The sequence below is a fragment of the Cyclonatronum sp. genome, assembly GCF_022565315.1.
Lineage (GTDB): Bacteria > Bacteroidota > Rhodothermia > Balneolales > Cyclonatronaceae > Cyclonatronum.
Genome location: NZ_JAIUMX010000028.1, coordinates 23816 through 35874 on the forward strand (window position 1 = coordinate 23816; position 12059 = coordinate 35874).

Annotated in this window: 10 protein-coding genes; 8 read left to right on the forward strand and 2 right to left on the reverse strand. The window is 51.8% G+C overall.

Annotated elements, in window-relative coordinates; all coding sequences use genetic code 11:
• Window positions 1–152: 152 nt before the first annotated feature.
• The gene (locus LAT75_RS06635) at window positions 153–2348 is read right to left on the reverse strand and encodes a TonB-dependent receptor (protein ID WP_291481854.1); all 2196 of its coding nucleotides are present in this window, start codon (window positions 2346–2348) and stop codon (window positions 153–155) included.
• A gap of 247 nt (window positions 2349–2595) precedes the next feature.
• Here LAT75_RS06635 and LAT75_RS06640 point away from each other — a divergent pair, with 247 nt between their 5' ends.
• Genes LAT75_RS06640 through LAT75_RS06670 form a run of 7 tightly spaced genes read left to right on the forward strand, consistent with a single transcriptional unit; the run spans window position 2596 to window position 8053 of the window.
• Complete coding sequence (locus LAT75_RS06640; RefSeq protein WP_291481855.1) at window positions 2596–3261, forward strand: metal-dependent transcriptional regulator; 666 nt, start codon at window positions 2596–2598, stop codon at window positions 3259–3261.
• A gap of 14 nt (window positions 3262–3275) precedes the next feature.
• Window positions 3276–4199: a zinc ABC transporter substrate-binding protein gene (locus LAT75_RS06645; protein WP_291481856.1), complete on the forward strand. Its 924-nt coding sequence runs from the start codon at window positions 3276–3278 to the stop codon at window positions 4197–4199.
• On the forward strand, window positions 4196–5002 hold the full coding sequence (locus tag LAT75_RS06650) for a metal ABC transporter ATP-binding protein (protein ID WP_291481857.1): 807 nt from the start codon (window positions 4196–4198) through the stop codon (window positions 5000–5002). Before LAT75_RS06645 ends, LAT75_RS06650 begins: the two co-directional genes overlap by 4 nt.
• Complete coding sequence (locus LAT75_RS06655) at window positions 4995–6323, forward strand: metal ABC transporter permease (protein WP_291481858.1); 1329 nt, start codon at window positions 4995–4997, stop codon at window positions 6321–6323. Before LAT75_RS06650 ends, LAT75_RS06655 begins: the two co-directional genes overlap by 8 nt.
• Entirely contained in the window at window positions 6320–7255 is a 936-nt protein-coding gene (locus LAT75_RS06660) for a metal ABC transporter permease (RefSeq protein WP_291481859.1), read from the forward strand. Before LAT75_RS06655 ends, LAT75_RS06660 begins: the two co-directional genes overlap by 4 nt.
• A 1-nt stretch (window position 7256) precedes the next feature.
• Complete coding sequence (locus tag LAT75_RS06665; protein WP_291481860.1) at window positions 7257–7667, forward strand: CrcB family protein; 411 nt, start codon at window positions 7257–7259, stop codon at window positions 7665–7667.
• Window positions 7664–8053 (forward strand): CrcB family protein, encoded by a 390-nt coding sequence (locus tag LAT75_RS06670; protein WP_291481861.1) that lies wholly within the window; start codon window positions 7664–7666, stop codon window positions 8051–8053. The genes LAT75_RS06665 and LAT75_RS06670 overlap by 4 nt, the downstream gene beginning before the upstream one ends.
• Before the next feature lie 7 nt (window positions 8054–8060).
• On the opposite strand, the gene LAT75_RS06675 is transcribed toward LAT75_RS06670, so the two are convergent.
• The gene (locus tag LAT75_RS06675; RefSeq protein WP_291481862.1) at window positions 8061–9482 is read right to left on the reverse strand and encodes a GWxTD domain-containing protein; all 1422 of its coding nucleotides are present in this window, start codon (window positions 9480–9482) and stop codon (window positions 8061–8063) included.
• 619 nt (window positions 9483–10101) lie between these two features.
• Here LAT75_RS06675 and LAT75_RS06680 point away from each other — a divergent pair.
• On the forward strand, window positions 10102–12059 hold a 1958-nt coding region (locus LAT75_RS06680; RefSeq protein WP_291481863.1), incomplete at its 3' end, for a SusC/RagA family TonB-linked outer membrane protein.

Genomic DNA, 12059 nt, shown 5'->3' on the forward strand with positions numbered 1-12059 from the left:
CTATGTTTAGGGGCGCTGAGACGGTATAAAAAAGAAAGCCCGGGAAGATCAGATCCCGGGCTTTTGTTAGCGTAATATGAAGCGATTTGCTTCAGGTGTCATCTTGATTGATTGTGTGAAATGGTCGTTTTGGAACCGCATACCCGGCTAACTCAAAAAATGAACTGATACCTGAGCGTGAAGCCGCGGCCCGGCATCGGGTAGCGGAATGCGCTGCCATCAACGCGGCTGAGATGGTTGCGGTAGTTTTCGTTGAACAGATTGTCCACCCGTGCGGTGAGCAGATGGCGGCCGCCTGCATCGAATCGGAAGCCCGCAAATACGTTAATTAGGGTGTAAGATTCGGTGATGTCTTCGTTTTCGGTTACCTTATCCTGCTCGAAAGCATGAATGAGCTCTGCGCCCAGGTTCCACATGGCTGTGTCGTAGCTGAGACGTGAGCGCAAACGCATGGGCGGTATAAAGGGCAGGTTGCTGTCGTCGTTGAGCCGCTGTGCCCGTACAAAATCAAGTCCGGCGGCTGTAGTGATGTTCCGCAGCGGGCGTATAACGGCATCGGCCTCAAAACCGAAGTAACGGGCATCATCGGCGAGCACTACAAACACAGGCAGTTCTGATACGGGCTCCGTTTCGCCGGTTGGGTTGTAGTAGATAAAGTTATTGATATGGTAATAGAAGGTGCTTAGCTCAATACCGAAGCGCGTTGTGGCAAAACTACCGAAGAGGTCGATACCCAGGCCGGTTTCATTTTTGAGGTTCGGATCCCCGATTTCATAAGCCCCGGCGCCAATATGCGCGGCATCGGTAAAGAGCTCTTCTATGGAAGGTGCCCTGAATGAGCGGGCAAGCTGCAGCCCGCCCTCGAAGTTGCCCTGCTGAAAGTGGATGCCGGCCGAACCGCTGAGTGAAAAATCAGTGCGTGTGGGCTTTTCAGGCTGATCAAAGCGTGAGTTGGCAAAAGTATCGAGGAAGGAATAGTCCCCGCGCAGGCCGGTCTGCAGGCTGAGTTGCGGTGTGAGCGGAATGTCGGCATAGCCGAAAAGGGCAAGATTGAGGTTGCGGCCATCAGGCGTAAGTCCCTCTTCGCCACCTACGTTAAGCATGCGCATGTAGCTGCTCGCCCCAAGGGCACCGCTGATTTCGTGCTGTGATTCAGATCTCACAAATAAAACGGAGCCGCTGAAGGTGAGGGTGCGGAAATCAATTTCGATATCCTCGTCTTTGGATCCGTCATCCTCAAATTCAATTTCTACTTCGCGATGACCATACCGGCTGAGGTTGAACCGAAGCTGTGTCTGATCAAACAGGCCGTCGTGATTAAACTGACCAAAGCCGCTAAGGTTAATCCGGTTCAGGCGGATTTCGATCAGCTCATCATCGTCACTGATTTCTTCCGGCAGGCCGTAGGTTTGTTCGAGGCCGCTCAGGGAGAGGCCGCCCACAAAACTGTCGTTGCGAAAGGCCACCCCCAGCGCACCGTTGAAAGCTTCATTAAAGGTATCGGGCAAAACGCCGGAAGGGGTGCGAAAATCACCGGTATTTCGGTATGAAAGTCGGGCGGTAAAAGCAGTTTGATCAAGGCCATAGGTAAATCGGCCAAAAGTTGAGCCACCGTCGTTTACCGTCGTGCCGGTGAGGCTCAGCCGGCCGCTTACACCGCTATGCCACTGTGTCGGAATGTCGTTGTTTATCAGGTTCACGACACCGCCCATAGCACCTGAGCCGTACAGAAAACTTGCCGGACCGCGTACAATTTCGATTCGCTCAGCAGCCTCGATATCCAGCGATGTTGCGTGATCCGGCGCTGTTTCGCCTAAATCACCCATTCTTTCACCGTTTTCAAGCACTAAAACACGGTCGCCGTCGAAACCACGAATTACCGGTCTTGAAGGAGCTGCACCGAAACTGCGTACATTCAGCCCGGGCAGAAATTGCATGGCTTCCCCAAAATTATCTGACGAACGCTCCTGAAGGTTATGCATGCTTAGTGCAGCAGACGGGCGGAATGATCGGTTGCTTCCGGAGGGTGAACTTGTAATAAGGATGCTCTCCCGGTTAAGAAGGTCGGGCATGAGCTTAATGCGGAGTTCAGGCGCAGCGGGGAGGCTAACCCGAAGCTCTTTTGTGATAAATCCTACATATGAAATGCGCAGACGCACTTCTGACAGCTCAGACGGGATACTGAGTGAAAAATTGCCGGCAGCGTCAGTAACGCTTCCTGTGCCAAGTTCGGGAATAAAAATGCTCGCACCCTGCAAGGGGGTATCAGTATCATCAGTGATGACCCCGCTGAGTTCATGCGACTGTGCGAGGTTAAGTAGAGTTATTATGAGTAGCGTTATAAACATGGCTTAATGATAGGTTGTTTTGAGTGTAAATGCAATAGAGTTGCATAAAACGGAAGAAAAGACTTGCGGTAAGCTAATCGTAAGAACAAGCTGAATTAATTTAGGCTTGCCTAAATTAAAAATCAATAGTTTTGAATAGAGATAAAAATTTTTGAGGAAGAAGATTCGTTGTTTGGCCTCAGTATTTCGGAATAACAGCTTATATGCCTATATTAAGAAGCACTAATTTTTGTTTTATCTAAACTTTATGAAACCAAAACTCAGCGAAGCGCAGGAAGATTATCTGAAGCACATTTTTCTGTTAAGTGAGCATAATGACGAGCTGGTTTCAGCTCTGTTGCTTGCCGAACATCTGCAGGTAAAACCGGCTTCGGTCACCAATATGCTGAAAAAGCTGGCAGAGCTTAATTTAATTGATTACAAGCCCTATTACGGCGCACGGCTTACGCGCGCCGGAGAACTTGTTGCCCTCGAGGTACTGAGGCATCACCGGCTGCTTGAACTTTATCTGTCTGAAATTCTGGGTTTTGGATGGGAAGAAGTTCATGAAGAAGCTGAGCGGCTTGAACACGTAATCAGTGAGCGCCTTGAAGCCAGAATTGCTGAGAAACTCGGGCATCCGACGCACGACCCTCACGGAGATCCTATTCCGACTGTTGACCTGCAGCTGCCTGAATCGCCCGCCCGCTTTAGCCTCACCAGTCTTAAACCGGAACAGCAAGGCTCTGTTGCAAGGGTGCGCACGCAGGATTCCGGAACCCTCAACATGTTGTCAAGGCTTAACTTAACCCTTGGTGCTCAGCTGCGGGTGCTTTCGGTTGAGCGGGACGGTATCCGAATTGAAACAGATGGTGATACTTTTCTCCTGCCGGCCGATCTGGCCTCAAAAATTTTGATAGAGCTAAATAACTGATACCGGAAAATACCATGAAATCACCCAAATACATTTTATTTACAGCTTTTCTGCTCGTCTTACTCATTAGCCTTGCTTCCTGCACCTCTGATGATGCCGCCGGCGATGACCGCCCGTTTGTGGTAACCACTACTATGATGCTCGAAGATCTGGTTACTCAGATTGCGGGCGGGCATGTTCGGGTACAGGGGATGATGGGCCCCGGTGTTGATCCTCACCTTTATCGCGCAACACCGGCTGATGTCCGCCGGCTTGAGCAGGCCGATCTCATTATCTACAACGGCCTTTTTCTCGAAGCCCGCCTTGCCGATGTGCTCTCACGCATGCCTGAACGCAGTTTCGCTGCGGCCGAAAAGCTTGACCGAAACGCGCTGATCGAAGCCACCGATTTCGGCGGCAGCTACGATCCGCACGTATGGTTCGATGTTTCACTCTGGGCTGAAATTGCCCTGCTTACAGGGGAGCGCCTTGGCGAACTCGTGCCTGAGGCTGTTGAAGAAATCAGGGCCGGAGCACAAGCCTACGCAGCAGAACTGATGTTACTTCATGAGTGGGTAAAGGCCGAGATTGCAACTATACCAGAAAGCCGCCGCGTGCTCATTACCGCGCACGATGCTTTCGGCTATTTCGGCCGCGCATATACTATTGATGTCCGCGGCCTTCAGGGGCTGAGCACCCAGAGTGAAGTCGGGCTGCAGGATGTGAGCCGCATGGTTCGCTTTATTATGGATAATGAAATCCCGGCTATTTTCCTTGAAAGCAGCATCGCCCCGCGCTCCATTCAGTCGCTAATGAACGGCGTACGCGACCGCGGCGGCCAGATAAGTCTGGGAGGGGAGCTGTTTTCAGATGCAATGGGCAACCGCGGCACCCCGGAAGGTACCTACACCGGCATGGTACGACATAATGTAAACACCATCGTTCAGGCCCTTAAATGACTCATGCAAGCAAAACCGGGGCATCAGCACCGCCCGTAGAGGTGCATGACCTCACCGTATCCTACCAAAATAAACCAGTGCTTTGGGATGTGGATTTTACCCTGCCCGAGGGTACGCTCACAGCCATTGTAGGGCCGAACGGCGCCGGGAAATCAACCCTCATCAAAGTTATAATGGGGCTGATTGAGCCGGTTTCCGGGCACGCTCTCATCTACGGCAAGCCTTTGCAGCAAATGCGCAAGCGCATAGCCTACGTGCCGCAGCGCGAAAGTGTGGACTGGAATTTTCCTGTTAGTGTGCTCGATGTGGTGCTAATGGGCCGTTACGCACACCTGAAGATGTTTCGCAGACCGGGCCGCCGCGACCGTGAACTTGCTCTGCAGGCGCTTGAAAAAGTGGGCATGGCGGCTTACTCCGACCGGCAGATTGCTCAGCTCAGCGGCGGGCAGCAGCAGCGCGTATTTCTGGCCCGCGCCCTCGCTCAGGATGCCGACATCTACTTTATGGATGAACCCTTCGCCGGCGTGGATGCTTCTACCGAAGAGCACATCCTGCAGCTGCTGCGCGAGCTTCGCTCAGCGGGGCGAACCGTAATTGTGGTACATCACGACCTGCAGACCGTCTCCGATTATTTCGACTGGGTGCTGATGCTCAACCTCAGGCTGGTAGCTATCGGGCCCATGGAAACCACCTTCACCAAAGAAAATCTGCAAAAAGCCTACGGCGGGCGGCTGAATATTCTCACGCAGGTAATCGAACTTTCACGGCGCGAAAACTTTGTGAGGGAAACCGAACATGACTGAAATCTGGGCAGATTTCTTCCTGCTGCAGGATCCAAACCTGCGCTGGGTGCTTGCCGGTACGGTGATGCTGGGGCTCTCTGCCGGAGCGCTCGGCTGTTTCGCGGTACTTCGAGAACGCGCCCTGGTGGGAGATGCTGTTGCCCACTCCGTTTTGCCCGGCGTTTGTCTTGCCTTTATAATAACCGGCGATAAAGACCCCCTCGCCCTGCTCATAGGTTCGGTCGTTTTCGGATGGATCAGCTTACTTGTAATGGATTTCGTGATCCGGAATTCCAAGATTTCGACCGATACATCCATCGGGATGGTACTGTCGGTCTTTTTCGGCCTGGGCGTGGTAATGCTCACCTGGATTCAAAACAGCGGTAACGCCAATCAGAGCGGGCTCGATGCCTTCCTGTTCGGCAATGCTGCTTCCATGCTTCCCGAAGATGTATTGTTGTTTGGTTTTGTGAGTGTGATGGTGCTCGTAACCATCATTCTGCTGTTCAAAGAGCTCAAACTGGTAAGTTTTGATCCCGGCTTTGCTACGGTAATCGGATACCCGATGAAGCGGATGGAGGTGCTCATGGCTACGCTGCTGGTCGTAACCATTACGGCGGGTCTGCAGGCTGTGGGCGTGGTACTGATGGCGTCGATGCTGATCATCCCCGCAGCAGCGGCGCGTTACTGGACCGATTCCCTTGTTGTGATGTTGGTTATTGCTGCCGGAGTTGGGGCCATATCGGCTATTTCGGGTACTTTTGTGAGCTACACCGCGCCCTCCATGCCAACCGGTCCGTGGATGGTGGTTTCGGCAGCGGCGCTGTTTACCCTCTCTTTTTTCTTTGCTCCGGCCCGGGGAGAGTTCCAGAAATGGCGGAGGCGGCGCAGGCAGCAGGAAAAAGTCTCGGGCGAAAATATCCTCAAAACACTCTACAAACTCGAAGAGCGCGACGGACTTTCGGCCCGCTCCCGAACGCGCCGTGAAATCCTGAAAAAACGACGGATGGAGCCTGCAAGCCTCAAAAAAGGGCTGAGGCGCCTGGTAAGTCAGGGTTTGGTGCAACATCTTAAAGGTCAGCCGTCGGGTTACCTGCTCACTGAAGGCGGCCGTGAGGAAGCCAAACGCATTGTGCGCATTCACCGGCTTTGGGAGCTCTACCTTACCGAAAAACTGCAGCTGCCCGGCGACCATGTGCATGATCCTGCCGAATCGATGGAGCATGTGATAACACCTGAGCTGGAGCAGCAGCTGATGCGCATCCTCAACAACCCCGAAGAAGATCCGCACAACAAGCGCATCCCCAAAGCAAGCCCCCGTAGCGGAGGAGCCGCCTTATGACTACTTTCTGGATTATCCTCACTGCCTGCCTTGCTTCAGCGGCCTGTGCGCTGGTCGGTACTTATTTGGTGCTCAGAAAGCAGGCCATGCTGGGCGATGCCATTTCGCATGCCGTACTGCCGGGCATTGCCATCGCATTTCTGCTTACAGCCTCCCGTAACACTTTCCCCATGCTGCTGGGCGCCGGTGCGTTTGGCCTGCTTACGGTGTACCTCACCGAAAAACTGCAGGAGCGCGGCCGCCTTATGAATGATGCTTCCATGGGCATCGTTTTCACGACTTTGTTCGCTATCGGCGTAATCATCATCACCCTGTTTGCCTCCTCCGTTGACCTCGACCACGAGTGCATTTTGTTTGGGGAGATTGCCTACGTGCCCTGGGATATCTGGTTCTTTGCCGGCATGAACATGGGCCCCCGCCCCGTCTGGATTTTAGGACTGGTGCTGGTCATTAACCTGATTTTTATTCTGGGATGCTACAAAGAGCTCAAAATTTATGCTTTCGACCGGCAGCTTGCTGTAAGTATGGGTATCCCGGTTGCCTTTATACACTACGGGCTGATGGGCACGGTTTCGTTTTCAACCATCGCTTCCTTTGAGAGTGTCGGGGCTATACTTGTGGTTGCTCTTATTGTAGTACCCCCTGCGACGGCCTATCTGCTCACCCGGAGGCTTTCTGTGATGCTCGTTCTTGCCGTCGCTTTCGGCGTGCTCAGCTCATTAAGCGGGTATTACCTGGCATATATTACAAACACTTCCATTGCCGGTGCCATCGCAGTTATGGCCGGCATTTTCTTCGCATTGGCCCTGTTTTTTAGCCCGCTCGACGGCGTTTTCATCCGAAGAAACCGTAAAGTTACGTTGGAAGCTCCCGAAGCCGTTGCGGGCATGGCGGCCGGAAAAAACAGGGAAGACAGCATCCCCCTAACCTAATATGAGTAAACAACAACCGGCACGGTTCCATAAGCTATGCCTCATTTTTGCAGGCGGTGCCCTGGGTACGGGCGCGCGCTTCGGGCTTATTCTGCTGAGCGGTGCGGAGGCCGACCGGGTTTATTGGGTAATTCTGGCTGAAAATCTGAGCGGATCTTTTTTACTCGGCTATGTTTCGGCGCGCCTGCGCATGGTTATGCTGAAGGCGAGCCCGTGGGCGCCATTTCTCGGCACCGGTGTGCTGGGCTCGTTCACTTCCTTTTCGGCCTTTTCGCTGGACATTCTGAATACGGCGGCTGTTTCTTTTTGGATGATGAGCTTCTATATCCTAAGTAGTTTTCTGGGCGGAATCACGGCCGTATTGTTCGGGCTCCGCTTGGGATTGAAGCAGGGGAGGAAAATACAGAAATGAGCACGAAAGTTCTTTTTTTGTTGGTTATGATGGCCGGGGGAGCCGGTGCACTTTGCCGTTATGCTGTGAATGAGGTAACGGGCAGATTTATAAAAACACGATATCCTTTTGGGACGATGGTGATCAACACAAGCGGCAGTTTTGCTGCCGGTTTCATTGCCGGGTATGTCTTGCTCCATCCGGCGTGGATGCCCGACTGGGCTGTAATCGTGCTGCTATCGGGCTTTTTAGGCGGTTACACCACCTTTTCGACCTGGATGCTGCAAAGTATCGACCTGCTCAGGTTGAAAACCACGCTCAGGTTTGTACTGAATATTGCGCTCAGCATTGCCTTTGGCATTGCGGCAGCCGCTTCGGGATTTGCGTTAGCGGGTTGGGTGATGTAGGCAGGGGTCAGCTTCCGAAAGGCCGCCTCAGCACAAAACCGTTTAGCCACTCCTGTGTGCGGTGATAATACACGCTGTGGTAAAAATCCCGGCGGATTAGGGTCCAGTTGTTGAAAGGGAAACGCTCATTGCCCATTCTGGAGCGGTCAAAAACGAACACCCGAAACGGATCATTGCGGTCGTATCCGTAAATCCAGCGCAGTTCACGGCCGAACATTTCCTCGTACCAGGGCGGACCAAAAACGATGTAAATCATACCCAAATCTGTTTTCCAGCCGGCTTTGTGGTTAGAAAACTGTTTGTTGGCTTCCACAACGCGCTCATAATACAGCTGCATCACTTCGCGGGCGAGTTCCGCGCTTTCAAGGTTTTCAAGCCAGAAACGCTCAACGGCGCGGAGGAGCTCGCGGTCATTTTCAAGCTCCATGAGCTGCTGATGCTCGCGGTCGTTCATCAGATAAATCAGGGGTTCGGCCATTTCACGGGCGCTCGAAATTTCAGGGAAGTAAGGAGTGCGCATGCCAAAATCGCGGGCCCGGAAAACAATTGCATCGGAAGGGTTAGCAGATGCGTTTTGCGAAGTAAATACCTCAAACCGAAAGCTGCCGATATCGGGTGGTTCGATAGTGAACTCAACCTCAATAGCACCGAACTCGTCAGCAAACAGCCGGGTTTGCGCTTCCAGTACCTCGCTCTGCCCGTAGTTTATACCCCTGAGCCGTATGGAGTTAGCCGGAAGGTTCCGAAACGACATGTGCCGTGCGGGCTGATGATCTGATTCGAACTCGAGTAGCCGCATGTGCGCATAAATGGGTGGATCGTCGGGGCTGCGGGTGATAAAATACCGAAAGGTGAGGGTTTCAAAAGCGCCGGGCACATCGTAGGTGCCAATGCTAACAGGGCCGGGCTCCTCATCGCTGTTTCCAAAAAGGCTGATACCGGTAAGCAGTCCGGACTCGTCATCGAGGTCGGGTAACTGAGCTGTAACGCTTCTGCTCAGGAACTGACCGGAAGCCTCATCCTTAATTGAGAGAGTTATGGTATAAAAGCCGGGATTAACCCGGAAGGTTTCCTCATAGCGGATGCGCTCGGAGCGCTGAACGGTTAGTTCGGGGTCTCCTTCAATTACATGAGTGCTGGTACGCGTATAAACCGATTGGCCTGAACGCTGAGTGGCTTCATCCGGGAGGATTTCGAAGCGAGCCTCAATTTTTGCCGTCGGTATTCCTTCGCGGGTAATAAATACGAGGCTGTTTTTGGCAAGCGAAACAGAAACATTCAGGAAAGGATCGCCAGCCTCAGTATAATTGCCGTCGGCACTGAGTGTAAATTCCGGTGCCCCTTCTGTGAGGATCAGCCGCTGACCTGTATCAACCGTATCAGGAAAATGCGTACGGGCACAGCCCGCAATAGTGGTCAGGAGAAACAAAACTGACAGGGACACTGCATAAAAACGGAAAATCATAAGGGCCTGGCTAAGAGGTCGGAATGTTACAGGAGATATAAAATCAGATATTTATAAAGTCAATTTCAAGAGAAAAGATTCATAAACCGAATAAATGATAAAGCCGGGCGGCCTGGGTAATTGAGGGGCAGAAAAAGAAACGCGAACAAAGCGTGTCTGATTGAATTTAAAAAATTAGGAATTTCAACTGCGTTTACCACGAAAAATTAAGAATTTAGGGTTTTGGCATACAGGATCTAAGTGTTTATTGTGGTAATCCGTAGTTGTAATTCACTTTATATTGTATTAATATCCAAATTGCCAACAAATACACGGCATTCTATCTAAAAGCCATATTGAGCGCAAGAGACTTCCCTGGTACCCCAACGAAACAAAACGTGATCAGGTATTAAATAAGTCAGAAAACTTGTGCTTGAGAAGGCGAAAAACTCACATATGGTTAAACTAACTCATGAGGTCATCTATGATTAAAAAGATACTAGCGTTCGCAGTATTGAGTTTAGTCGTGTTGATCCCCGTTGTTGCTTCGGCTCAAACCGGCTCAATTACGGGTTCAATTACGGATGCTCGGACAGGGGAGGGGTTGCCTGGCGCAACTGTTTTCCTGCCTGAACTAAGTCTTGGTCAATCGACCAATCTCGACGGAGAGTACACAATTAATAACGTACCTGCAGGTACCCATAATGTTAGGGTTACTTATGTAGGCTACGTAGGCCGTACGGTTTCCGTTACCGTTACAGCAGGTGCAACTACTACCTTAAATGTAGAACTTCAGCCGGACCGGCTTGAACTTCGTGACCTGGTTGTTACCGGTTACGGTGTACAGCCACGGCGCGAGGTAACCGGTTCTATTGCTCAGGTGCGTGGCGAGCAGATTGCCAACCTTCCTGTACAAACCTTCGACAGCGCTATCCAGGGTCGTGCAGCCGGTGTTACCATTACATCAGCTTCCGGTCAGCCGGGTGGTGCCCTTCGCGTTCGTGTTCGTGGTACAGGCTCTATCACCGCCGGTAACGACCCGCTGTTTGTAGTTGATGGTGTGCCCATTACTGTAAACACCGACGGTTCCACACAGGCTTCATCTAACGCGCTTGCAGCTATCGACCCGAGCGACATCGAGTCGATCGAAATTCTTAAGGATGCAGCTGCTGCTTCTATCTACGGTGCTCAGGCTGCCAACGGTGTAGTTCTTATTACTACCCGCCGCGGTCAGGCAGGTCGTACACAGTTCCAGATTACCTCACAGGTAGGTACACGTGAAGCGGTTAACAAGTATGACATGCTTACCGGCCCTGAATGGGTACAGATGCAGATCGAAGGCCGTCGTAACGATGCGATTGTAAATGCCCGCCGTGGTATTTCCACAGCGCTCAACAATCCTGATACACAGGAAAGTAATTTCCGTAACAGTGCCCTTGTGCGTAATGAGTTGATTAACCTCCCTGAATTCGCTACACCTGAGGAAGAAACTGCTTTCTTCAACAACCTCAGAGATCCGAATATCACTTCCCTTGAAGAGTTCCTGCGCTTTGTGCCAAACTACGATTGGCAGGATGCTATTTACCGTACAGGTAACACCCGCAGCGTAAACGTAAGTGCACGTGGCGGTACAGAGCAAACAAGATTCTTTGTATCAGGTGCTTACGAGTATCAGGAAGCGCAGATTATTCAGTCCAACTTTGAGCGTTTCAACGTTCGTACCAACCTTGACCACCGTGTAAGCGAGCTTTTCTCACTTGAGACAAGTATTGCGCTTGCTACAACCTCTCAGTTTGGTTCTATCGCTGACGGTAACTGGATAAACGGTCCGTTTTTCGCGGCTCCGTATGCGATTCCTATTCAGCCTATCTTCAACGAAGACGGAACATTTAATGAGGCTGTTACCGGCGATTACAACATCATTCAGGGTGTTAACCTTGAGCAGCGTACCGGCCGTACCAATCAGGTAATTGGTAATCTTGCAGCCAATTTCCAGATTACACCAAACATCGTACTTCGTTCTTTCTTTGGTCTGGATTACCGTAATGTGCGTGACACCAACGTACGTCCGCCGGAAATCCCTTCTTTTTCAGGTTTTGGCGGTCAGGTATTTGAGGCCAGCCGCGACGTAACCAACTGGAACACCAACCACACGGTTTCTTACTTCAACACCTTTGATGATATCCACAGTGTATCGGGTGTTGCCGGTTTTGAATACCGCCAGCAGCAGCGTGAATCTTTCAGTGCTACAGGCCGTGGTTTTGGAAGTGGTCTGTTTACAACGCTGAACAGTGCCGCTGATCCGTTCGGCGTAGGCGGTTTCTTTACTGAATTCCGTATTGCCGGTTTCTTTGGCCAGGTTCGCTACGACTACGACAAGCGCTACTTCGCAACCGCAACGGTTCGTTATGATGGCTCTTCCCGTTTCGGTGAAGACAATCAGTGGGGTCTGTTCTACTCCGGTTCTTTGGGCTGGGAGCTTACCCGCGAGCGTTTCCTTGAGAATGTTGACTGGCTCGATCAGTTTCAGCTTCGTGCCAGCTACGGTGTAACCGGTAACTC

What these genes read in the sequence shown, in the direction of transcription:
- LAT75_RS06635 (WP_291481854.1), bottom strand. Translation starts at nt 2,348, where the DNA reads ATGTTTATAACGCTACTCATAATAACTCTACTTAACCTCGCACAGTCG.
- LAT75_RS06640 (WP_291481855.1), top strand. Translation starts at nt 2,596, where the DNA reads ATGAAACCAAAACTCAGCGAAGCGCAGGAAGATTATCTGAAGCACATT.
- LAT75_RS06645 (WP_291481856.1), top strand. Translation starts at nt 3,276, where the DNA reads ATGAAATCACCCAAATACATTTTATTTACAGCTTTTCTGCTCGTCTTA.
- LAT75_RS06650 (WP_291481857.1), top strand. Translation starts at nt 4,196, where the DNA reads ATGACTCATGCAAGCAAAACCGGGGCATCAGCACCGCCCGTAGAGGTG.
- LAT75_RS06655 (WP_291481858.1), top strand. Translation starts at nt 4,995, where the DNA reads ATGACTGAAATCTGGGCAGATTTCTTCCTGCTGCAGGATCCAAACCTG.
- LAT75_RS06660 (WP_291481859.1), top strand. Translation starts at nt 6,320, where the DNA reads ATGACTACTTTCTGGATTATCCTCACTGCCTGCCTTGCTTCAGCGGCC.
- LAT75_RS06665 (WP_291481860.1), top strand. Translation starts at nt 7,257, where the DNA reads ATGAGTAAACAACAACCGGCACGGTTCCATAAGCTATGCCTCATTTTT.
- LAT75_RS06670 (WP_291481861.1), top strand. Translation starts at nt 7,664, where the DNA reads ATGAGCACGAAAGTTCTTTTTTTGTTGGTTATGATGGCCGGGGGAGCC.